The organism is Aphanothece microscopica RSMan92, assembly GCF_046613545.2.
Taxonomy (GTDB): Bacteria; Cyanobacteriota; Cyanobacteriia; order PCC-6307; family Cyanobiaceae; genus NIES-981.
Genome location: NZ_JBKKKY020000001.1, coordinates 22,637 through 44,832 on the forward strand (window position 1 = coordinate 22,637; position 22,196 = coordinate 44,832).

Annotated in this window: 19 protein-coding genes, 1 pseudogene and 1 riboswitch; of the genes and pseudogenes, 5 read left to right on the top strand and 15 right to left on the bottom strand. The window is 70.0% G+C overall.

The window, feature by feature from the left end; all coding sequences use genetic code 11:
* Window positions 1-50: 50 nt before the first annotated feature.
* Complete coding sequence (locus ACLD7X_RS00125) at window positions 51-1,529, bottom strand: chloride channel protein (protein WP_411421409.1); 1,479 nt, start codon at window positions 1,527-1,529, stop codon at window positions 51-53.
* On the bottom strand, window positions 1,529-3,433 hold the full coding sequence (recJ, locus tag ACLD7X_RS00130) for a single-stranded-DNA-specific exonuclease RecJ (RefSeq protein WP_412007071.1): 1,905 nt from the start codon (window positions 3,431-3,433) through the stop codon (window positions 1,529-1,531). Before recJ ends, ACLD7X_RS00125 begins: the two co-directional genes overlap by 1 nt.
* 106 nt (window positions 3,434-3,539) lie before the next feature.
* On the opposite strand from recJ, the gene ACLD7X_RS00135 reads away from it, so the two are divergent.
* The 3 genes from ACLD7X_RS00135 to ACLD7X_RS00145 are packed head-to-tail and all read left to right on the top strand — an operon-like array spanning window position 3,540 to window position 5,655.
* Window positions 3,540-4,277: an HAD-IA family hydrolase gene (locus ACLD7X_RS00135; protein WP_411421411.1), complete on the top strand. Its 738-nt coding sequence runs from the start codon at window positions 3,540-3,542 to the stop codon at window positions 4,275-4,277.
* 11 nt (window positions 4,278-4,288) lie between these two features.
* A complete protein-coding gene (locus ACLD7X_RS00140) occupies window positions 4,289-4,621 on the top strand; it encodes a DUF565 domain-containing protein (protein WP_412007070.1) in 333 nt (110 codons plus the stop codon).
* Window positions 4,621-5,655: a hypothetical protein gene (locus tag ACLD7X_RS00145; protein ID WP_411421413.1), complete on the top strand. Its 1,035-nt coding sequence runs from the start codon at window positions 4,621-4,623 to the stop codon at window positions 5,653-5,655. Before ACLD7X_RS00140 ends, ACLD7X_RS00145 begins: the two co-directional genes overlap by 1 nt.
* Here the strand turns inward: ACLD7X_RS00145 and rpmF are convergent.
* Window positions 5,616-5,795 carry a 50S ribosomal protein L32 gene (gene rpmF, locus ACLD7X_RS00150; RefSeq protein ID WP_411421414.1) on the bottom strand — a complete coding sequence of 60 codons (180 nt, stop codon included), beginning with the start codon at window positions 5,793-5,795 and terminating at the stop codon, window positions 5,616-5,618. The genes ACLD7X_RS00145 and rpmF overlap by 40 nt on opposite strands.
* An 87-nt stretch (window positions 5,796-5,882) precedes the next feature.
* On the opposite strand from rpmF, the gene ftsH reads away from it, so the two are divergent.
* Window positions 5,883-7,898: an ATP-dependent zinc metalloprotease FtsH gene (gene ftsH / locus ACLD7X_RS00155; protein WP_411421415.1), complete on the top strand. Its 2,016-nt coding sequence runs from the start codon at window positions 5,883-5,885 to the stop codon at window positions 7,896-7,898.
* Here ftsH and ACLD7X_RS00160 read toward each other — a convergent pair.
* The 3 genes from ACLD7X_RS00160 to thrC form a co-directional block, all read right to left on the bottom strand.
* The gene (locus ACLD7X_RS00160) at window positions 7,842-8,801 is read right to left on the bottom strand and encodes a cupin domain-containing protein (protein WP_411421416.1); all 960 of its coding nucleotides are present in this window, start codon (window positions 8,799-8,801) and stop codon (window positions 7,842-7,844) included. The genes ftsH and ACLD7X_RS00160 overlap by 57 nt on opposite strands.
* An 82-nt stretch (window positions 8,802-8,883) precedes the next feature.
* Complete coding sequence (locus ACLD7X_RS00165) at window positions 8,884-9,159, bottom strand: MoaD/ThiS family protein (protein ID WP_411421417.1); 276 nt, start codon at window positions 9,157-9,159, stop codon at window positions 8,884-8,886.
* A gap of 70 nt (window positions 9,160-9,229) precedes the next feature.
* The gene (thrC, locus tag ACLD7X_RS00170; protein ID WP_411421418.1) at window positions 9,230-10,495 is read right to left on the bottom strand and encodes a threonine synthase; all 1,266 of its coding nucleotides are present in this window, start codon (window positions 10,493-10,495) and stop codon (window positions 9,230-9,232) included.
* A 155-nt stretch (window positions 10,496-10,650) separates the two neighbouring features.
* Here thrC and ACLD7X_RS00175 point away from each other — a divergent pair, with 155 nt between their 5' ends.
* Window positions 10,651-13,476, top strand: coding sequence for a UPF0182 family protein (locus ACLD7X_RS00175; RefSeq protein ID WP_411421419.1), 2,826 nt, complete (start codon window positions 10,651-10,653; stop codon window positions 13,474-13,476).
* 115 nt (window positions 13,477-13,591) lie between these two features.
* Here ACLD7X_RS00175 and fba read toward each other — a convergent pair whose 3' ends face one another.
* From fba to lpxD, 9 genes and pseudogenes are all read right to left on the bottom strand, one after another.
* A complete protein-coding gene (fba, locus tag ACLD7X_RS00180; protein WP_411421420.1) occupies window positions 13,592-14,665 on the bottom strand; it encodes a class II fructose-bisphosphate aldolase in 1,074 nt (357 codons plus the stop codon).
* 290 nt (window positions 14,666-14,955) lie between these two features.
* Window positions 14,956-15,036: riboswitch (Glutamine riboswitch) on the bottom strand.
* A gap of 118 nt (window positions 15,037-15,154) precedes the next feature.
* Window positions 15,155-16,237 carry a Gfo/Idh/MocA family protein gene (locus ACLD7X_RS00185; RefSeq protein ID WP_411421421.1) on the bottom strand — a complete coding sequence of 361 codons (1,083 nt, stop codon included), beginning with the start codon at window positions 16,235-16,237 and terminating at the stop codon, window positions 15,155-15,157.
* 17 nt (window positions 16,238-16,254) lie between these two features.
* On the bottom strand, window positions 16,255-16,662 hold the full coding sequence (locus ACLD7X_RS00190; RefSeq protein ID WP_412006999.1) for a hypothetical protein: 408 nt from the start codon (window positions 16,660-16,662) through the stop codon (window positions 16,255-16,257).
* Between the two features lie 35 nt (window positions 16,663-16,697).
* A pseudogene (gene accD / locus ACLD7X_RS00195) lies at window positions 16,698-17,546 on the bottom strand (acetyl-CoA carboxylase, carboxyltransferase subunit beta); the annotation flags it as partial.
* Between the two features lie 97 nt (window positions 17,547-17,643).
* Window positions 17,644-18,498: a prepilin peptidase gene (locus ACLD7X_RS00200; protein ID WP_411421423.1), complete on the bottom strand. Its 855-nt coding sequence runs from the start codon at window positions 18,496-18,498 to the stop codon at window positions 17,644-17,646.
* Window positions 18,499-18,574: 76 nt separating this feature from the next.
* A complete protein-coding gene (locus ACLD7X_RS00205; RefSeq protein WP_411421424.1) occupies window positions 18,575-18,754 on the bottom strand; it encodes a hypothetical protein in 180 nt (59 codons plus the stop codon).
* A 205-nt stretch (window positions 18,755-18,959) separates the two neighbouring features.
* Window positions 18,960-19,862 carry a phosphoribulokinase gene (locus tag ACLD7X_RS00210; RefSeq protein ID WP_411421425.1) on the bottom strand — a complete coding sequence of 301 codons (903 nt, stop codon included), beginning with the start codon at window positions 19,860-19,862 and terminating at the stop codon, window positions 18,960-18,962.
* Between the two features lie 73 nt (window positions 19,863-19,935).
* Window positions 19,936-21,021, bottom strand: a complete 1,086-nt coding sequence (leuB, locus tag ACLD7X_RS00215; protein WP_411421426.1) for a 3-isopropylmalate dehydrogenase — start codon at window positions 21,019-21,021, stop codon at window positions 19,936-19,938.
* An 80-nt stretch (window positions 21,022-21,101) separates the two neighbouring features.
* Window positions 21,102-22,181: a UDP-3-O-(3-hydroxymyristoyl)glucosamine N-acyltransferase gene (gene lpxD / locus ACLD7X_RS00220; RefSeq protein ID WP_411421492.1), complete on the bottom strand. Its 1,080-nt coding sequence runs from the start codon at window positions 22,179-22,181 to the stop codon at window positions 21,102-21,104.
* Window positions 22,182-22,196 lie beyond the last annotated feature (15 nt).

The following is a 22,196-nucleotide window of genomic DNA, read 5'->3' on the forward strand; positions in this document are numbered from 1 at the left end:
CGCCCTCTGAATCGATCAGCCGGCGGCTGAACGGTCGGGACGTGGATCCCTCAGCCCCCATCCCCCTCAGGCTCAGAGTTTTCCAGCCCTTCTTCAGCGGCCAGCTCCGGCGGCGTGGGCTCCAGCTTGATCTGCGCTCTGTTCTGACTTCCCTGTCGGCGTTCCCTGTGGCGGGCGTGGGCCTCATGGTGGACCTTGGCCAGGGCGTGATAGATCGGCTCGCTCTGGAGTCTGCGGCCCGCATAGGCGCCCACGACGGCGCTGAGCAGAAGGCCGAAGAGCCATTGCTGGTCTCCGGCCATCCGCAGCGAGAACAGCACCGTCATCAACGGAAGCTGGGTCGCACCGGCCAGGCCCCCGGCCATGCCCAGCGCCACGCCGAGCTGCACGTTCGCTCCGAGGATGGCCAGCAGCCCGCCGCCGAACACGGCACCGATGCTGAAGGCCGGATCAATCAGGCCGCCGGGAATCCCTGAGGCGAGCGCGAGCACCGGAGCGACCAGCCGCGCGGCGAGCACCAGCCCCCAGCCCAGGATCCCCAGCGGAGCGCCCGGGACCGGCAGGCAGCCACGGCCCTCCAGCAGCTGCTCCATGACCGCTTCCCCGTCGCCGCCGCTCCAGCCGCCGCTGAGCACCGCCATCAGCCCCAGGGCGGCGCCCAGGATCAGCCCCCAGCGCCAGGGATGCTGAAGCACCTCCGGCCTCAGCCAGCGGCTGGCCTGCAGCAACCATCGCGCGAACAGGCCGCCGAGCAGTCCGGCCCCGACACCGATCGGCAGGGACAGCAGCAGCTGTTGCCACTCCGGGTCGTCCGTGCTCACCAGGCCGAGCGTGAACAGCGGGCTGCCCTCGAGGTTGCTGGTGAGGGCGGCGGCGGAACACACGATCAGGGCCGGCCACAGCACCGTGCTGCTGTAGCGCCCGGTCAGCTCCTCCATCACGAAGATCGCGCCCATCAACGGGCTGTTGAATCCCCCGGCCAGGCCCGCGCCGGAGCTGATCGCCAGCAGGTCCTGCGGCTCCACGCTCCGCAGGAGCCCCGGAAATCGCCGGCGCAGGGCCTGGGCGACCGACGCCCCGAGGTGAACCACGGGACCTTCCCGGCCCAGGGGCATCAGGGCCAGGCTGGCGGCCGACCAGAGGCTGAGCCGTGCCAGCAACGGCCGGGGAGCCAGCAACGCCTCGGCGGCCTCCGGTTCCTGGAGGCTTCTGATCGTCTGCGGGATTCCCGAGCCCGAGCCGTTGGCCAGCGGGTGGGCCTGGAGCCACAGCAACAGCGGCATCATCACCAGGGGCGCCAGGGCGATGGCCAGGGCCACCGGGCTCCAGCCCCCGCCGCTGAAGCTCGGCAGCTGGAGCTGCAGCTGGTCCTGCCAGCCGTCCACGAGGTTCAGGGGCCAGCAGGCCAGCCCCACCAGCGCTCCCACCACGGCCAGCTGCAGCACGGTGCTGACGTCGCGTCGATGCAGGGGGGATGGACCGAAGGGCGACGCCCGCTGGGGGGAGGGGCTCTGGAGCGATCCGGGCATCAGGCGACAAGACCGAGAGCCATCGCAGCATCCTCCAGAAGGGCCCGCAGGTAGGGGTGCTGGGGATCGCTGCTGCTGTGCAGTTCTTCGCCCTGGGCATTGCGCACCACCAGTCCGTCCCCCAGCCGGCGGCACCAGTAGGTGCGGGCGTTGCGCTGCAGCTGCACCTCCCAGTCGGTCTCGGGTGCGGCACCCCGGCGGACACCCACCAGATCGAGCTGGATGCGCTCCTGCCCCTGCCAGCGGTTCAGCGTGAGCCGGTAGGCCACATCCAGCCACTCGGGCAGGTCGGCCCCCCCTTGCCAACGCCATCCCATCGCCCGCAGCCGGCGCTCTCCCTGGGCCAGCTCCAGCTGCAGATGGCCGCCCCGCAGCAGCTTCTGACCCTCGACACGGCAGGCGGCGCTCCAGAACACCGGCTGGGGATGGGCGATGCCGAACGGCTCCAGGCGCCGCTGATGGGCGAGGAACTGCCGATCGATCACCTCGAAGTGCAGCAGGGCCTCGGGTTCGACCGGATGCCCGCCCCCATGGCTCTCCCGCCATTCGGTGGCCAGGGCTTCGAGCCGTTGCTGCAGCGATGCCACGTTTTCGGCGCGCACCGTGAAGCCTCCCGCGGCGGGATGGCCGCCATGGCGCTCCAGCAGATCGGCACAGCGGCTGAGCGCCGCATCGACGGCAAAGCCCCGCGGTGCCCGCACCGAGGCGCGGAGCAGCCCGCCGCCCTCTGCGGCCAGCAGGGCGGCGGGCAGGCCCAGCCTCTCGACCAGACGGGCCGCCACGATGCCGATCACGCCGTGGTGCCAGTGGCTCTGGGCCAGGAGCACGAAGTTGGAACGCGCCGGGCCATCCGCTTCCAGCAGGGCCAGGGCTTCCGCCTCGATCGCCTCGCAGAGCTCCCGGCGTTGCCGGTTGAGGCCCTCGCAGGCCTGCGCCAGCTCCAGGGCCCTCTCCCAGTCCGGGGTGGTGAGCAGCTCCACGACCAGCTGGGGATCACCCAGCCGCCCGACCGCATTGATCCGCGGCGCGATCTGAAACCCCACCACCTGGGCATCGAGTGGGGTGTCCTCCGTCCCCGCCAGCCGTTGCAGGGCCTTCAGACCCGGCAGGGAGGATCCACCGAGGCGGGGCAGCCCATCCATCAGCCAGCGACGGTTGACCCCCTCGAGCGGGGCCATGTCGGCGATGGTGCCGATGCAGAAGAGATCCCGCGCCATGGCCAGTCCGTCCTCCCGCCGGCGATGGCGGCAGAGGCCGGCGGCCAGCACATAGGCCAGGCCCACCCCCGCCAGTCCCCGGAAGGGTGATCCCGGTGGCGTGCGCGCCGGGTGCAGCAGCGCCAGGTGCGGGGGAATCCGTTCCGGAATGGTGTGGTGGTCCGTGAGGATCACCTCCACCCCCAGCGCCTCGGCCCGGTCCAGCGCCGCTTCGGCGGCAATGCCGTTGTCGACCGTCACCAGCAGCCGCACACCCTCGGCGGCCAGCCGCTCGACCATGGCGGGATTGAGGCCGTAGCCCTCGTCGAGCCGGCTGGGGATCGCCGCCAGGGGCTGGGCCCCCAGCCGTCCCAGCACGCCCACCAGCAGGGCGGTGCTGGTCATGCCGTCGGCGTCGTAGTCCCCGCAGATCGCCACCGGTTCCGCCTGGATGCAGGCCCGGTCCAACCGTTCGACGGCCTTGGTCAGATCCGGGAAATGGGCATTCGGGGCCGGTGCCGCCTCGGGCTCCAGCAGCTGGGCGATCGCCGCGGCCGTGCGCCGGCCGCGGCGGGCCAGCACCGCCAGCAGCGGCAGCGGCAGTGGCTCCACCCCGTCAGGGTTCAGACGCCCGAGGTGTTCAGGATCGGCCAGCGCACCGAGGGGCGCCGGGAGCTGCCAGCGTTGCTCGGAGAGGGCGGGGAGCAACGGGCCGATCAACGCAGGACAGCCCATTCTGGGGGGGCTTCCAGCCGCTCCCGGGCCGGGCAGCGTGGAGGGCGGCCTAACCTCGGCCGTCCGCAGCTCCGGGTCGATGTCCCTGCGCGCCCTGCTCTGGGATGTGGATGGCACCCTCGCCGAGACCGAGCGCGACGGCCATCGCGTCGCCTTCAACCGCGCCTTCGCCGAGCGCGGTGTCGGCGTTCACTGGGACCCAGACGGCTATCGCCACTGGCTTCGCATCTCCGGTGGCGCCGAGCGCATCCGGGCCTGTCTGGCCGAGCTGGAGGGCCAGGATCCCGAACCGGCCCGGGTGGCGGCCCTTCAGGCCTGCAAGCAGCGCCACTACGGCGCCCTGGTGCGCGATGGCCTGCTTCGCCTGCGCCTCGGGGTCGCGGCCCTGATCACCGAGGCGGCCGCGGCTGGGCTGTCCCAGGGCCTCGTCACCACCAGCGCCCGGGGGGCTGTGCAGGAGCTGGAGCATCGCCTGCTCGGCGATCTGGCCCAGGCCTTCAGCTTCCGGATCTGTGGGGAGGATGTGCGCCGCAAGAAACCCGATGCGGAGGCGTACCGCCTGGCTCTGGCCCATCTGGGCCTGCCCGCCCGGCAGGTGGTGGCGATCGAGGATTCGCCCCAGGGCCTGGCTGCCGCCGTGGGGGCGGAGCTGCCCTGTCTGGTCACCCTGAGCCACTACGGAGCCCAGATGCCTGCCGAGCACTATCAGCAGGCCCGGGCCGTGGTGAGCGAGCTCGGAGAGGGCTGCCAGGTGCTGAACGGGCCGGCTTGCCAGAGCGGCCGGGTCACGCTGTCGTACCTCGAGGACCTGCTCTGACTCCGCCTCCCTTGCAGCCCACCCGCTTCAATCAGCTCAGCGAGGCCGCCGCCGCCGCCGTGCTGGGCAACCTGCGGGGCAGCTGGCGCTACCGCAGCGTGGTGCTGCTGTCCCTCCTGGGCGGGTTCTACGCGGGTGGCAATCTCACCACCTACGTGATGCTGGTCTTTCCGGGCGGCCGCCCGATGGCGGTGCTGGGGCTTGTGCTGGGGCTGGAACTGGTGGTGAGGCTGCGCAGCCGCCTGGTGCGGGAGCGGCCCGGGCTGGGCTGGGTGATCGCCGACAACCTGCGCATTGGCCTGGTCTATGCGGTGGTGTTGGAGGCGTTCAAGCTCGGCACCTGATGGACCCCGACCTGCAGCGGCATTGCGGCATCGAGGACCCCCTGCAGTGGCGACTGGTCTGTGGGGCAGGGTCTCCGCTGGAGACCCCCATCCACCCGAGCCTTGTGGAGGGCTTTGCGCTGCCCCTGCTGGCGAGACTCCTGCACGGTGTCGAATCCGGCGGGCGTCCGGCCGTGGCGATCAACGGTCCGGTGGGGGTCGGCAAGAGCAGTCTGGCCCGGGTGCTGCAGGTGCTGGCGGCCCGGCTGGGTCTGCGCCTGGGGGTCGCCTCGATCGATGATTTCTATCTGCCCTGGCAGGCGCGGCTCGATGCGCTGGCCGGCAACCCGTTCGGTGTGAGCCGGGTGCCACCGGGCAGCCATGACATCGGCCTGCTCGAGGAGAGTCTGCGGCGCTGGCGGGGGGGAGGGGCATGGGTGCGCCCCCGCTTCGATAAAAGTCTGCGGGGCGGCCAGGGCGACCGCGCCGGGGTCGATCGGATCGCCTGTGACGCGGTTGTGGTCGAGGGCTGGTTGATGGGCTGTCGTCCGCTCGGCCTGGAGGCCGACACTGCGGTGGTGCAGGCCGAGCGCCTGGCCCCTGGCCTCGCGCCGGCGGAGCTGGCCTGGCTGCCGCACTGGGATCGCCAGCTTGAGGGCTACCAGGGGGCCTGGAGCGCGTTCGGGGAACTCTGGGTGCTCCGTCCGACGGACTGGTCGCTGCCGCGCCGCTGGCGCTTTCAGGCCGAGGCCCGGCAGCGGCGGGCCCTGACGGCTGGCCAGCGGCGGGGCCGGCTGGATGCCGGTGCGCAACAGTCAGCCATGGGCGGCGGCGGCGCGTGGCTCGAGCCTCGGGCCCTGGAGGCGCTGGTGCGCTCCAGCCTGGCGAGTCTGCCGCCAGCCCTCTACCAGGACCCCCTGCTCGAGCAGAGCCTGCCGGTGCCCACCAGAGCCGTGGCTTGGCTGGACAGCCGCCGCCGCTGCGTGGCCTGCCGGGCTCCTCTCCTGGGCCGGGATCAGGCCTCTGAGGCCTCCTCCTCGTCCTTGATCGGATAGACGAAGCCCTGGGCCCGGCCGCTCAGCACGGCCTTGCCGATCGAGAGAGCCTTCTGGGCGGCCGTGGCGGCCTTGGCCTTCCAGTGGGCATGGCGCTGGTTGCGCTTCCCTTTCGAGGTCTTCTTCTTGGGAACAGCCATCCCCGTTCACTCACAGCCAAACGAGGATCCTCCGCTGCGGGCTTGCCTTTCGTCAAATCGCTAAGCTCCTGCGAAAGCCGCAACCCCGTGAGCAAGAGCCTTCCACCGGCTGCTGCAAGCGCCGCTGAGACGGCTGCGGCAGGGTCCGTTCAGGCGACTGCAGCAGGGTCCGCCCAGGCGGACAAGCCAGGGCCGGCCAACGACGCGGCGACTGCGAAGCCCAGCGCCACCGAGCCGGCGACCCCTGCCCGGCCCGTGGTCGAGTCGCTGGCCGATCGTCTCGGTGGAGGGCGTGTCCCCACGCCCTCCTACAGCCAGCTGTTGGCCGACCTGAAGGGTGGAAAGGTCAAGGAATTGCAGCTGTCCATCGCCCGTCGGGAAGTGGAGGCGCGCTTCGCGGACGGCCGGGTGGCGCGGGTCCCGGTCTTCAACAACGACCAGCTGCTGCTGCGGACGGCGGAGCAGGCCCGGGTCCCGCTCACGGTCCGGGACGACCGCAGCGAGGCGGCCACCGCCTCGCTCGTCTCCAACGGTCTGCTGGTGCTGCTGCTGCTGATCGGGCTGGGGCTGCTGCTGAAGCGTTCAACCCAGGTGGCCAGCCGGGCCATGGGCTTCGGCAGCAGCAAGCCCCGGCTGCAGCCGGAGAACACGGTCACGGTCCGCTTCGAGGACGTGGCCGGCATCGCCGAGGCCAAGGAGGAGCTCCAGGAGGTGGTGACCTTCCTGCAGTCCCCGGAGCGCTACACGGCCATCGGTGCCCGCATCCCCAAGGGCGTGCTGCTCGTCGGTCCCCCGGGCACCGGCAAGACCCTGCTGGCCCGTGCCATCGCCGGGGAGGCCGGGGTGCCCTTCTTCTCGATGGCCGCCTCGGAATTCGTCGAGATGTTCGTGGGCGTGGGGGCGAGCCGGGTGCGGGATCTCTTCCGCAAGGCCAAGGCCAAGGCCCCGTGCATCATCTTCATCGACGAGATCGATGCGGTCGGGCGCCAGCGCGGTGCCGGGATCGGCGGCGGCAACGATGAGAGGGAGCAGACCCTCAACCAGCTGCTGACCGAGATGGATGGCTTCGAGGAGAACTCCGGCGTGATCCTGGTGGCGGCAACGAACCGACCGGATGTGCTCGATGCCGCCCTGATGCGGCCTGGCCGATTCGACCGTCGCATCACCGTCGATCTGCCCGACCGCCGTGGGCGGGAGGAGATCCTGGCCGTCCATGCCCGCACCCGCCCGCTGGACGAGGCGGTTTCCCTGGCCGACTGGGCCAGCCGCACCCCCGGGTTCTCCGGTGCGGATCTGGCCAACCTGCTCAATGAGGCGGCGATCCTCACCGCCCGCCGCCAACAGAGCGCCATCGATGAGGCGGCCCTCAGCGATGCCCTCGAGCGGATCACCATGGGCCTGGCGGTGGCCCCCCTGCAGGACTCGGCCAAGAAGCGCCTGATCGCTTACCACGAAGTGGGTCATGCCCTGCTCACCACCCTGGTGCCCCATGCCGATCGGCTGGACAAGGTGACCCTGCTGCCCAGGGCGGGCGGGGTCGGCGGTTTTGCCCGCACCATGCCGGACGAGGAGCTGCTGGATTCCGGCCTGATCAGCAAGGCCTACCTGCAGGCCAGGCTCGTGGTGGCCATGGGCGGCCGGGCTGCCGAGCTGGTGGTGTTCGGGCCCAGTGAAGTGACCCAGGGAGCCGCCGGTGACCTGGAGATGGTGTCCCGGATCTGCCGTGAGATGGTCACCCGCTACGGCTTCTCCTCGCTTGGTCCCCAGGCCCTCGAGGGGGAGGGTGTCGAGGTCTTCCTCGGCCGCGACTGGCTGCGATCCCAGCCCGCCTATTCCCAGGGGACGGGCAACCGGATCGATGCGCAGGTGCGTTCCCTGGCCCAGGCGGCTCTCGACCGGGCCGTGGACATGCTCAGGCCCCGTCGGGACCTGATGGATCTCCTGGTGGACCGGCTGATCGCCGAGGAAACCATCGAGGGGGAGGTGTTCCGCCGTCTGGTCGAAGCGCATGACCGGGGCGCCGGGGCCCCGGCCCCTCCGGGTTCATCAGGCGGCCAGCCCGCTGCTGAAGCGGATGTCGAGGCTGCGCAGGTAGGTGTGTAGGCCGGCGTCCTGAATCGGCAGCAGCAGGGCCTCCCGGCCACTGTCGTTCACATGGCTGTGCCAGTGGCCCGGTGGCGTCACGAAGGCGGCGCCGGGTTCCCACTCCATCCGCACCGGGTTGCGGATCGTGCCGTCCGGGTTCAGCTCGGGCCCCGAGAGCGTGGCGCAGCCGGGGGCACAGTCGATCACCAGATCCAGGGCCACCGACTGGTGCCGGTGGGGCGGTTGCACGGCTCCGGCCGGCACCAGGCCGTACATCGCCCAGAGGGTGTGGGTCACGGTGCGGCTGGCCGGCAGATCGCTGTTGGCCAGCAGCAGGCTGAGCCGGTTGCTGCGGGCACTGCTGGGGTCGTCCGACAGGGCCGCCAGTTCCTGCCGCAGCCACGCGCCGGGGTAGTGGGTGGCCTCGAAGCGGGGGCGATCGGCGCTCACCCCCAGGTGGCTGAGCAGGGGAGCATCGTGAACCCAGTAGAGAACGCTCTCCTCGACGGCTTCCAGCTGGGCGGCCTCGCCGGCGGGCAGCACGAACAGATCGCCCTGGCGCCAGTCCTGGCTGAAGTCGTGGCCCCCTGGCGAGGCCGGTTGACGGCAATGGCCGGTTCCCCTCCACACATAGAAGAGGGAGCTGGTGGCGTTGGCACCGGCGCTGATCGACTCGCCCGCGAGAATCCGCACGAAGTTGGCGCTGAGGGCCGGGCTGGTGGCCGGCCCCTGGCAGCCCAGCTCGCGGCTGAGATCGAGGGGAAGGATGGCGCTGGGTCCCCGGGCATGCAGCTCAGGTCCCCAGCGTCCCTCCGGGATCGGCTCGGTGAGACCGCGGCGCACCGGATTGGCAGCCTGGCGGTAATCGAACAGCTGGGCCTTGCTGCTGGCCGCGGCTGGGGCCTCGGGCGTAAGGGTCATGGCTCAAGCCACAGGACGATCGGTGGCCGAGCCTATGCAGCCCGGGCCGGGGCTGGGGTGCTCGCGGGCACAGGACGGGGCCTCAGCCCCCGGCCACCGCGGGCACGATCGACACCTCATCGCCGTCCTTGAGACCGGTGGCCTGGTTTTCCAGAAAACGGATGTCCTCGCTGTTCACGTAGATGTTGAGGAAGCGGCGCAGCTTGCCGTTCTCATCGCAGAGGCGGGCCTTCAGCCCGGGGAACTGGCCGTCGAGGGCGTCGATCAGGGTGTCGATGCTGGCGGCCTCGAGCTCCACGCTGGCCTGGTCATTGGTGAACTTCTGAAGGGGAGTGGGGATCAGAACCTGAATGCCCATGGATCGGCGCGACGTTGGGAAAGGGAAAGGGAGAAGTGGAACAGCAGGCAGCCCATGGGCTGCAGGAGGGTCAGCCCCGGTGGTCGGCCTGGGCCTGCTGCCAGGCGGCCTTGAAGCTCTCCAGCTGGGCTTCGATCGTGTAGGGCGCTCCGATGGCATCGACCACGGCCTCGGTGGTCTTGAGGCCGTTGCCGGTGATGTAGGCCACGGTGCGCTCCTCGGGATTGATCCTGCCCTGCTCCACGAGCTTGCGGAGCACCGCGATCGTGGTGCCACCGGCGGTCTCGGTGAAGATCCCCTCCGTCTCCGCCAGCAGCTTGATCCCGTCGACGATCTCCGCGTCGCTCACCGCGGCGATGCTGCCGCCGGTGCGGTTGGCGATGTCGATGGCATAGGGGCCGTCGGCCGGGTTGCCGATCGCGATCGATTTGGCGATCGTGTGGGGCTTCACCGGGGTGATGAAGTCCCGGCCTTCGGCGAAGGCCTGGGCGATCGGGCTGCAGCCCTCGGCCTGGGCGCCGCTGAAGCGCACGGACTTCTCCTCCACCAGGCCGCACTGGATGAACTCGTCGAAGCCCTTGCGGATCTTGGTGAACAGGGATCCGGAGGCCAGGGGAGCGACGATGTGGTCAGGCAGTTCCCAGCCCAGCTGCTCGATCACCTCATAGCCGAGGGTCTTGGAGCCCTCCGAGTAGTAGGGCCGCAGGTTGATGTTCACGAAGCCCCAGCCGAAGGTGTTGGCGACTTCCGAGCAGAGGCGATTCACCTGGTCGTAGTTGCCGTGCACCGCCATCAGGGTGGGGTTGTAGATCAGGGTGCCCAGCACCTTGCCGAGTTCCAGATCACTGGGGATGAAGACGCAGCATTCGAGCCCGGCATGGGCGGCGATGGCGGCGGTGGAGTTCGCCAGGTTGCCCGTGGAGGCGCAGCTGACCGTTGTGAACCCCAGCTCCCGGGCCCGGGTGAGGGCCACCGACACCACCCGATCCTTGAAGGAGAGGGTGGGCATGTTGACGCCGTCGTTCTTGATGTAGAGGCTGTTGAGGCCCAGGCGGCGTGCCAGGTTGTCGGCCTTGAGCAGGGGGGTGAAGCCCGTGCCGACGTCGATCGGATCGCCCTCGATCGGCAGGAAATCGCGGTATCGCCAGATGGAGGAGGGACCCGCTTCGATGGTGGCCCGGCTCACCCGGTTGCGGATGGCGTCGTAGTCGTAGACGACCTCCAGCGGGCCGAAGCAGACGTCTTCGCAGACGTGGCGGGCACCGGCCTCGTAGGCGTGGCCGCATTCCTTGCAGCGCAGGCCCGTGAAGGTGGAGCGGGAGAGGGTGGCCGTCACGGTGTCGCCCGATGCTGCCCGGAACCCTAACAGCGCGATCCAGCCCCGGAATGAATACCCGACCCGGTGGATCGGGTTATGTCGGCGGCGTTGGGGTGCCCCTGTCGCCACGGCCCCCTTGTCGCCGCAGCAAGGCTGTCTAGCCTCGAGCGGTGATGCGCGCTCTCCGCTCCCCTTCACCCAGCCGCCGGCGGTCCTGGTGGCTGCTGCTGCTGGGGCTCTCTCTCGCGGCCGCAGCCCTGCTGACCGCAGCCCGCCTCTGGGTGGAATGGAGCTGGTTCAGTCAGTTCGCGCTCCAGACCGTGTTGCTGCGCCGCTGGGCACTGCAGCTTCTGGGGCTGGTGCTGGGGCTGGCCCTGACGGCGGGGCTGCAACGGTGGCTGCTCTGGTTCTGGGCCCTGCCCGCCGCGTCGAGCGGGCGGCTGCGTCTGGAGCCCGTTCCCTATGGCGGGGTTCTGCTCGGACTGCTGGCCGGCGGCCTGCTCCCCCTGGCCCTGCTGTGGGGTCTGCTTCAGCGTCTGGCCTTCCAGCCGTTCGATCCCGATCGGCTGCATGGCCTGGTTGGTCTGGCGGCGGTGCCGCCGGGGCCGCTCGTCCTGGCCCTGGCTCTGGCCGTCGTGCTGTTGCTGGCCCGTCCCCAGGCGGCGGCCAGGGGGGTGCAGCTCGCCGGCGGGATGGTGGTCGCCGTCCTGCTGGCCCGGGGCTGGGGTCTGTGGAGTCTGGCGGCCGCAGCCCAGGCCGCGGGGATCCGCGAGCCTCTGCTGGGGGCCGATGTGAGCTTTGTGCTGATGCGCTTCCCGGCGCTGGCGCTGGCCCTCACCCTGGCCCTGGCCCTGATGGCCACGACCCTGTCGCTGGCCCTCTGGGGGGTGATGGCGCGGGCTCCCCAGCTCAGTGACGGGCGGTTCGCGGGCTTCAGCCCAGAGCAGCTGCTGGCCCTGCGCTGGCCCATGGCTCTGGCGGCCTTGCTGGTGGCCATGGCCTTCTGGCTGGGGCGGCATCAGCTGCTGCTCAGCACCTCGGGCAGCGTGCCCGGTGCGGGCTGGCTGGATGTGCATCTGGCTCTTCCGGTCCGCACCGGATCGGCCGTGATCGCCCTGGCCATGGCGGTGCTGCTGGTGAGCCCCCTGGCGCGGCAGGGCCGCCGGGCTCCGCTGGTGAGCCTGCTGGCGCTGCTGCTGGTCCTCCTGCCGCTGGTGGAGCTGGGCTTGAAGCCCCTGGTGCAGAACCTGCTGGTGAACCCCCAGGAGCTGGAACGGGAACAGCCCTATCTCGCCCGCTCGATCGATGCCACCCGGCGTGCCCTTCAGGTCGATGGCATGGATGTCTTCGACCGCGTTCCCAAGGGCCGCCTGACCCGACAGGATCTGGTGGAAGGCCAGGCCACCCTGCGCAACGTCCGTCTCTGGGACAGTGCCCCCCTGCTGGCCACCAACCGCCAGCTGCAGCAGCTGCGGGTGTACTACCGCTTCTCCGAGCCCGCGGTGGACCGCTATCCGCTGCAGCCCAGGTCCGGCCTGGGACGCCAGCAGGTGATCATGGCCGCCCGGGAGCTGGATCAGGCGGCCCTGCCTCGCCAGGCCCGCACCTGGCTCAACCGCCATCTGGTGTTCACCCACGGCAACGGCTTCACCCTCTCGCCGGTGAACACCAGCGGACCGGCGGGCTTGCCCGACTTCTTCATCTCCGACCTGGGTCCCTCGACCCGCATCGAAGGCAACCAGGCTCTCGGGATCAGCCGGGAGGAGGTGAAGGCCGTGGTCCCGATCGAGGATCCCTTCCTCTACTTCGGCTCCCTGCCCTCCCCCTATGCCCTCGCTCCGACTGCGGTGGAGGAGTTCAACTATCCCCAGGGAGACGACAATTTCTACATCCACTACAGCGGTGGGGCCGGGGTGCCGATGGGCCGCTTCTGGCAGCGGGTGGCGGCCGCGATCTACCTCGGGGAGCCCAAGCTGCTGGTGCGGGGGGAGCTCAATGCCGCGACCCGTCTTCTCCTCCACCGGGAGGTGCGGGACCGGGTTCGAACCCTGGCTCCCTTCGTGCGCTGGGAGGCCGAGCCCTACCTGGTGTCGGTCCGGATCGAGGACTCCCCCCCGCTCCGCTCCGAGCATCACCAGTACTGGATCGTCGACGGCTTCACCACCAGTCCTTACTACCCCTACAGCGCGCCGGTGCCAGGGGAGCCCAGCATCCGCTACGTGCGCAATGCGGTGAAGGTGGTGGTGGATGCCTTCACCGGCCAGATGGTGCTCTATGTGGCCGAACCGGAGGATCCGCTGATCCGCAGCTGGCAGCGGCTGTTCCCCGAGCTGTTCCGGCCCCTGGAGGCCATGCCGGCGGCCATCCGGGCCCACATCATGTACCCACGCTGGCAGTTTCAGCTCCAGACGACCCAGCTGCTTCGCTACCACGTCACCGACCCGCGCATCTTCTACAGCGGTGACGATGTCTGGCAGGTTCCCAAGGAGCTCTACGGGGAGGAGCAGGTCCCGGTGGAGCCGTATCACATCAGTGCCCAGCTCCCGGGGCAGACCGAGCCCGAGTTCCTGCTGCTGCAGCCCCTGACGCCGCTGTCCCGCCCGAACCTGGTGGGGTGGCTGGCGGCCCGCAGCGACGCCCCCCACTACGGCGAACTGACCCTGCTGCGGTTCCCCAGCCAGCTGCCGATCTATGGGCCGGAGCAAGTGCAGGCGCTGATCAACCAGAACCCGCGGATCAGTCAGCAGTTCGGACTGTGGAACCGCGCCGGATCGGAGGTGATCCAGGGCAATCTGCTGGTGGTGCCGATCGGCGATGCGCTGCTCTATGTCGAGCCGGTGTATCTGCGGGCCCGGGCGGGTGGCTTGCCCACCCTGACCCGGGTGGTGGTGAGTGACAGCTCCCGCATCGCCATGGAGGCGACCCTCGATGAGGCGATCGAGGCCCTGCTGGATCCGGGCCGCTCCAGCGAGGCCTCGCCGATCGTTCCACCGGTCTGACCGCCATCACGACCTGCGGGAACCAGTCAGGCCATCGGGACGCATCAAAAAAGGGCCCCGCAGGACCCTTGGAGGCATGCCGGACCCAGGCTGGATCCGTGGCGGATCAATCGCCTCAGGCGGCGACGGCCACCTTGGGATCGAGTTCGCCCTTGGCGTACAGACCGGCGTAGTAGTTGATGTCGCGCTGCTTGATCTTGCTGGCGTTGCCGGCGCACCAGAACTGCTGGTAGCGATCCAGGCACACCTGCTTCATGTAGGCCCGGGCGGGCTTGTTGAAGTGGCGGGGATCGAAGTTGGCGGGATCCTTGGCGGCGGCTTCACGGATGGCAGCGGTGAAGGCGAGGCGGTTGTCGGTGTCGATGTTCACCTTGCGAACGCCGTTGCGGATGCCTTCCTGGATCTCCTCCACGGGCACGCCGTAGGTCTCGGGGATGGCACCGCCGTACTGGTTGATCATGTCCAGCCACTCCTGGGGCACCGAGGAGGAGCCGTGCATCACCAGGTGGGTGTTGGGGATGGCCTTGTGGATCTCGGCGATGCGGCTGATCGCCAGCACTTCACCGGTGGGCTTGCGGGTGAACTTGTAGGCGCCGTGGCTGGTGCCGATGGCGATCGCCAGGGCGTCGACTTTGGTCTTGGCGACGAAGTCGGCGGCTTCGGCGGGGTCGGTGAGCAGTTGGCTGTGGTCGAGCTTCCCTTCGAAACCATGGCCGTCCTCCGCCTCACCCATGCCGGTCTCGAGGGAGCCCAGGCAGCCCAGCTCGCCCTCCACGCTCACGCCGATGGCGTGGGCCACGTCCACCACTTCCTTGGTGACGGCCACGTTGTACTCGTAGCTGGCGGGGGTCTTGGCGTCGGCCATCAGCGAGCCGTCCATCATCACCGAGGTGAAGCCGTTGGCGGCGGCGCCGTAGCAGGTGGCGGGGCTGTTGCCGTGGTCCTGGTGCATCACCACCGGGATGTCCGGATAGGTTTCCACGGCGGCCAGGATCAGGTGACGCAGGAAGCTCTCACCGGCGTACTGGCGGGCGCCGCGGGAGGCCTGCAGGATGACCGGACTGTCGGTCTCGTAGGCCGCCTCCATGATCGACTGCACCTGCTCGAGGTTGTTCACGTTGAAGGCAGGGATGCCGTAGCCGTTTTCAGCGGCATGGTCGAGCAGCAGCCGAAGCGGAACGAGCGCCATGGGAAACCTCGCAGTCGGAAGTGGGAACTGCGGGGGAGTCTAGGTGATGCCTCACGGGTCTCAGTCGCCGTCGCCGCGGCGGCAGGCGACAGAAAACCCCCGGCCGTCATCGGCGGCCGGGGGAGGCAGGGGACGAAGGATCAGTCGATCAGCCGCTGCTTGCGCAGGGACTGGAGCGTGAATCCGTGCTGCTTGGCGGCGCGGCGGGCCTCTTCGGCCTGGCGGGCCAGCTGTCTGGCTGTGGTGATGGACATGGACGTGCCTCCGGTGAGAGCGGGCTCGGGTTGGATGGCGCGTTGCTTCGGGTGAACGGGACTTCCCGGTGGATCCCTACTTCCGCCAGAGGGGCCATGGGGCCCCCGGTCAACGTGGTTGAACTGTAGCGGTTGCTACCGATTTGCGGAGGTGTTGGCCGGTGGCGCCCGGGCGAGTCCGGATGCGGATTGCCGCCCTGGCAGGCCGCCGCCTCAGCCCTTGCGAGCCGCCGCCTCAGTCCTGGCGGGCCCGGTCACAGCAGCGCTGGCTCACCACCCCTTCCGCCAGGCCGGGCACCATCGGACGTCTCTCCCGCACGGCATCGCTCCACCAGCCATGGAGCCGGGCCACCGGGGCGATCCGGCCGTCCTCCCAGGTTCGCCGGAAGGCCAGGTCCGGGTCGGGTTCCAGGCGGCGCAGGGGCTCGCCGCCCCGGGCCAGCCAGAGGTTGAAGCCGTGCACGTAGTCGGCCTGGTTGTCCGACCCCAGCACCGCGGTGGCCTCCCGTCCATAGAGCTCCAGCCAGCAACCCCGCCCCTGGCGGGTCACCGACGCCAGGCTCAGCTGGGCCGGCACCATCCGCCCGTCCGCGCCCTGCAGCTCCAGCTGCACCAGGGCGATGTCCTCGGCGTCAACCGTGCCCATCCGCCCCTCCCCATCCGGCAGGGGTCGTTCGGCAATCGCCGTGCTCAGCTGAGCCCGCAGGTTCCGGGTGGGTCCCACCAGCCAGTGGAGCAGGTCAAAGGCGTGGGTGCCGAGGGCGCCGAGAACCCCTCCCCCCGCGGTGGCCTGGGAATACCAGCTCCAGGGGCGGGTGGCATCGGCCCGGCTGCCCATCAGCCAGTCGAGCTTGACCAGCACCAGCTCGCCGAGGACACCGCTGCGCAGCAGGTCCGCCAGCTGCTGGAACAACGGCACGGCCCGGTACTCGAAATCCACGGCCACGGTCAGCCGCTGGGCGAGCGCCAGCCGCTGCAGCTCCTCGGCCTCGGTGGCCGAGAGGGCCACCGGCTTTTCGAGCATGAGGTGCTTGCCGGCGAGCAGGGCCTGCCTGGCCAGCTCGAAGCGGGGCTCCGGCGGGGTGGCGATCACCACCGCTTCCACCGCGGGGTCGGCCAGGAGCGCGCCGAAGTCCGTCTGCCCGGGCAGCCCGGCCGCCCGGCAGGCGGACTCCAGCCGATCGGCACGGGGATGCCAGAGGGCGACGGGCTCGGTGGTGGCACAGGCCTGCAGGGCCGGCAGATGCACCTTCTCACCGAAGCCGAGGCCGGCGATCGCCACCCCGAGGGGCCGGGCGGCGGCGGCGGGGAGGGTCATGGTTCAGGAGCGTCGCTTCAGGCAGCCTGGAACAGCGAGGCCCCTGCCGCGCAGCTGGCGTCGATCACCGCGCTGATCAGGTCATCACCGCTGGCGGGCTGCCATTCGGCACCGAAGCGGGGCACACCGTTGACCGAGGTGTCGCGGTACAGCTTCTGGCCGCAGTCGATTTCCATCACGTAGAGATCCCCGAGGCGGGGCCGGTCGGCCTCGCTGGCCGGCTGGAACCGGCTCAGCACCGAGAGATTGCCGGCGCGGCTCAGCCGCAGGCTGCCGGCGTCCCACCACTGCCGCCCGTCGGCGTTGGCCGGCACCTCCCGCCAATCCACCGAGGCGGCCAGGGCACGCGGCGTGGCCATCCCGGCCAGGGGCAGGTGCACCAGGAGGCACAGCAGCAGGGCAAGACCGGAGCGGAGCACCGTCATGCCGCTCCTTCCATCCCGACGGCCTCGCGACAGCCATGCAGCCGCAGCAGGTTGGCCAGGGTGGCGCGGAAATCGGGCCGGGTGACGATCGCGTCCACGAAGCCGTGGTCCTGCAGGTACTCGGCGGTCTGAAAGCCCTCCGGCAGCTTCTCGCGCAGGGTCTGCTCGATCACCCGCCGGCCGGCAAAACCGATCAGGGCCTTGGGTTCGGCCAGGATGAGGTCCCCCAGCATGGCGAAGCTGGCGGTGACCCCCCCTGTGGTGGGGTGGGTGAGCAGGGGGATGTAGAGCAGCTCGGCGTCGCGGTGGCGCTGCAGCGCACCGGAGATCTTGGCCATCTGCATCAGGCTCAGCATGCCCTCCTGCATGCGGGCACCGCCGGAGGCGCAGACGATCAGCAGCGGCAGGCGCCGCTGGGTGGCCGCTTCGATCAGACGGGTCAGCTTCTCGCCGACCACCGATCCCATCGAGCCGCCCATGAAGCGGAAGTCCATCACCCCGAGGGCCAGGGGCATCCCACTGGTGCGGCAGAGACCGGTGATCACCGCATCGTTGAGCCCCGTGCTCTGCTGGCTGTCCCGGATCCTGTCGGCGTAGCTGCGCCGATCCTTGAACTCGAGCGGATCGGTGGGAGCCAGGTCACTGTCCAGGGGCTCGAAACTGCCGGGATCGGCGATCAGACGGATGCGCTCCTCGCTGTCGATCCGGTGGTGGTGGCCGCAGCCCTTGCAGACACTGGCATTGGCGATCAGATCCTTGCGGTAGACCACGAGGCCGCAATCAGGGCATTTGCTCCACAGACCATCCCCTTCCTCCACCTCCTGGGCGGCGCGCACCACCGGCGGCACCTTGCGGCGATCAGCGAACCAATCGAACAGCGACATCAGCGGGTCGGCAGGGGATGCACGGGCATTCCGACCATTTAAGGCGGCAGACGTTTGCGGCTCCTGTTGGGCTCCGAGCGATCCGTAGGGGGTGGGCTCAGAAGGCCAGGCCGAGCTGGTGGAGCCAGAAGTCGTGGCCCAGCAGCCACACCGCAGCGCCGCCGGCGGTGAGGAAGGGGCCGAAGGGCAGGGGCTGCAGGGGGCCAAGCCGTCCGCTGAGTCGACCGACGATGCCCACGGCCGCCCCCCCGAGCACCGCCAGGGCCACGGTCAGGCCAAGCCCCGTCAGACCGAGCCAAGCCCCCAGCAGGGCTGCGAGCTTGGCATCCCCGAGGCCGAGAGCCGGTCGGCCGGCCAGCTTTTCGGCGATGGCACTGACGCTCTCGAAGCCCAGCAGGCCCACCCCAGCGGCGGCGAGATGGTGGAACAGGAGGTCTCTGCCGACCCCTTCACCCTGGGCGAAACCGATCAGCGCGGTGCAGCCCAGGCCCAGCAGCAGGCCGTTGCGGCAGAGGGGCTCAGGCAGCCAGAGGCGGTCCAGGTCGATCAGGGTGAGCGGGATCAACCAGCTCAGCAGCAACCAGCCGGCGGCCACCAGGGTCCAGGGCAGCGGATCGGGGCCCATGGCACTGGGGGTGGCGAGCAGGGCCGCCACCCAGAGCCCCGCGGTGAGCAGCTCCACCAGGGGATAGCGCCAGCTGATCGCCGCCCCGCAGTGGCGGCAGCGCCCCCGCAGCAGCAGCCAGCCCAGCACGGGAATGTTGTCGTGCCAGCGCAGGCGGGTGCCGCAGTGGGGGCAATGGCTGGGCGGGCGCACGAGGGATTCCTCGCGGGGCAGGCGCCACGCCACGACGTTGAGGAGGCTGCCGATGCAGGCACCCAGGAGGCAGGCCAGCCAGAGCCAGAAGGGGGATGGCCTCGGGACCATCAGCAACAGCGGATCGGGCGCCATGGCGTCAGGAGGGAAGTGGCGTCAGCGGTGAAGGGGCGTCAACGGAACGGGTCCGGCGGATTCAGAACGGACGTATTCAGAACGGACGTGTCCAGCGGACCCGGCTGCCGCCTCCCCGCGGGTTGCGGCCGCGGATCAGGTCGATCGGAATGAACTGCTCCTCCGGCAGGAGCACCGGCTGTTCGAAGACCACCCGGCCCCGATCGCCCTGAAGGACCACCCCGCAGGGTTCCGCTCCTCCGGGACAACGCTCCATGTAGTGGAACATCGCGCGACGGGCCAGCTGGAGGACCAGCTGGCTGTTGATCCGGTCCAGACGAAGGTTGGGAGCAGCCGAAGCGGCTGCTCCCGTGATCAGGAAAGAAGGGCAGGATGGGCTGGGTGTGGCGTTGGAAATGGCCTCACCGCCTCCGACTTCATCGGCCCAGACTAAACGCAGAGAGCGGGTTCGCGCCCCTCCGTCATCCCAGTTTCCGCTTGTCTTCGATCATGCGATGGATGATCGGGGTCAGGATCAGCTCCATGGCGAAGCCCATCTTGCCGCCGTTCACCACGATCGAGGTGGGGCTTGACATGAAGGAGTCATGAATCATGTCGAGCAGGTAGGTGAAGTCGATGCCCCACTTCTCCCGTGCACCCTTGCGGAAGTGGATGATCACGAAGCTCTCATCCGGCGTGGGGATGTTCCGGATCATGAAGGGGTTCGAGGTGTCCACGGTCGGCACCCGCTGGAAGTTGATGTCCGTGCGGCTGAACTGCGGGCAGATGTGGTTGATGTAATCCGGCATGCGCCGGAGGATGGTGTCCACGGTGGCTTCGGCGGAATAGCCCCGTTCGGCATTGTCGCGGGAGATCTTCTGGATCCACTCCAGGTTGGTGATCGGCACCACGCCCACCAGCAGGTCGGCCAGGGAGGCCACGTCGTAGCCCTCGCCGACCACGCCGCCGTGCAGCCCTTCGTAGAACAGCAGATCGGTGGCGCCGGGGATTGGTTCCCAGGGGGTGAACTGACCGGGCTCGAGGCTGGTGCCCAGCCGGCTGTTGTGCTCGGCGGCTTCCTCGACCGAATGGAGGTAGTACCGCTTCTGGCCGCCACCGGTCTCGCCGTAGGTGTGGAACAGCTCCTGAAGCTTGTCGAAGAGGTTGGCCTCGGGGCCGAAGTGGGAGAAGTTCTCGCCTTTGGCCACCGCCGCGGCCATGGCTTCCTTCATCGGGCCCCGCTCGTAGCGGTGGTAGCTGTCGCCCTCCACCACGGCCGGCGTAATGCCCTCCCGCGTGAAGATGTACTCGAAGGCCCGTTTGACCGTGCTGGTCCCGGCGCCTGAGGAACCGGTGACGGCCACGACCGGATGACGCTTCGACATGCGCAGGGATCAGGGAAACTCCGGCGAGTTTGGCAGGTCGCCGGACCCCCTCCAGCTGCTCCGGCGGGGTGGCTCAGCCGTCCAGCGCCGCCAGCAGTTGCTCCCCCATCGCCTGGCAGCCCAGCTGGGTGCAGCCGTCGCCCATCAGGTCGCCGGTGCGGTAGCCGGTCGTCAGCACCCTGTCGACGGCGGCCTCGAGGTCGGCGGCGGCGGCGTCCTGCTGCAGGCCGACCCGCAGCATCATCGCGGCACTGAGCACCATCGCCATCGGATTGGCCTTGTCCTGGCCGGCGATGTCGGGGGCCGAGCCGTGGATCGGCTCGAACAATCCCGGCCCCGTGCTGCCCAGGGAGGCGGAGGGCAGCATGCCGATCGAGCCGCTCAGCATGGCGGCCTCGTCGCTCAGGATGTCACCGAACAGGTTGCTGGTGAGCAGCACGTCGAACTGGCGGGGATCCCGCACCAGTTGCATGGCGGCGTTGTCCACGTACATGTGGCTCAGGGCCACATCGGCGTAGCTGTCGCCGTGCAGGCTCTCCACCCGGTCACGCCACAGCTGGCTCACATCCAGCACGTTGGCCTTGTCGACGCTGCAGAGACGGCCGCGGCGCTGGCGGGCCAGATCGAAGCCCACCCTGGCGATCCGGTCGATCTCGAAGTCGCTGTAGGCCATGGTGTTGAAGGCCCGGATCTGGCCATCCGCCTCGACCCGGCCCTTGGGGGTCCCGAAGTACACCCCGCCGGTGAGCTCCCGCACCACCATCAGATCGACCCCCTCGATCACCTCAGGGCGCAGGGTGCTGGCCCCGATCAGGGCGGGGATGATCTTCACCGGACGGAGGTTGGCGAAGAGGCCCAGGCCGGCCCGCAGGGCAAGCAGCCCCGACTCCGGTCTCCGCTCCCGGGGAAGGCTGTCGAAGCGGGGGGAGCCGATGGCCGCCAGCAGCACCGCATCGGCGGCCCTGCAGGCGGCCAGGGTGGTGTCCGGCAGGGGCATCCCGGTGGCGTCGATGGCGGCGCCGCCCATCGGCTGCTCGTCGTAAGCCAGCGCAAAGCCGTGGCGCCGGCTCACCGCATCCAGCAGCTGGCGTGCCACGGCCATGATCTCCGGACCGATGCCGTCGCCGGCGAGGAGGGTGATCCGGTGGCTGGAGGTCATGGTGGCGGGGGTGGCGCTGCCGAAGGCAGCCCCTCAGGAGAGTGGCGCGAGGTTAGGTCGCAGCCCTGCGCCGGCCCCGATCAGCCTGGCGGCTGATCGCCCGGACGCCTGTCGAGCTGGCGCAGCTGCCGGGCCATCTCCGGCAGCCTGCTGAAGGCCGCGGAGCAGCGCAGCCAGAGGCGGTTGGGGATGGCGGGATACCCGCTCACCACCTCGCCGGGGGCCACTTCGCCGTGGATGCCGGACTTGGAGGAGGCGATCGAGCGATCGCCCATCACGGCCCGGTTGGCCAGGCCCACCTGGCCCGCCAGGATCACCCCATCCCCCAGCCGGGCGCCGCCGGCGATGCCCACCTGGGCGGCCAGGGCGCAGCCCCGACCGATGGTCACGCCATGGCCGATGTGCACCAGGTTGTCGATCTTGGTGCCGGCGCCGATCCGGGTCTCCCCGACGGCCGGGCGGTCGATGGTGCTGCCGCAGCCGACCTCCACCGCCTCCTCCAGCCGCACCCTGCCGGTCTGGGGCATCTTCCGCCAGCCCCCGGCCGTGGGCACGAAGCCGAACCCCTCACTGCCGATCACGGCGTTGGAGTGCACCACACAGCCCTTGCCCAGACGGGTGCCGGGGTGGAGCACCGCTCCGGCATGCAGGGTGCAGCCTTCCTCGAGATGCACGTCTTCGTAGAGCACCACGCCCGGATGGAGGGTGCAGCCCGGTCCAATCGTCACCTCGGCTCCCACCACCACGCGGGCGCCGATGTGGCTGCCCATTCCCACCACGGCGGAGGGATCGACCACGGCGCTGGGATGCACCCCCGCCGCCAGGGGCCGGGGGGGGTAGAGGGATTCCAGGGCCTCGGCAAAGGCCAGGCGGGGATCCTTCAGGGCCACCCAGGCCATGCCCCGGGCACGGGCCTGGTGTTGCAGCTGCTCGGCCCCCTCGCCATGGGCGGGCAGCAGCACGGCGCTGGCACCGCTGGCGGCCAGGGCCGCCCCGAGGGCATGGCCGGACTCCAGGAAACTCAGCTCGCCGGGGCCCGCCTGATCGAGGGCTGCGGCACCCCGCAGGGGGGTGGCGTCGCCCAGATCGTGGGCCACGCCCTCGGGTCCACCTGCGGCCCGGACTTCGCTCAGCAGGCTGAGCAGGTCGCTGAAGCGCATGGCCACGGGAACAGG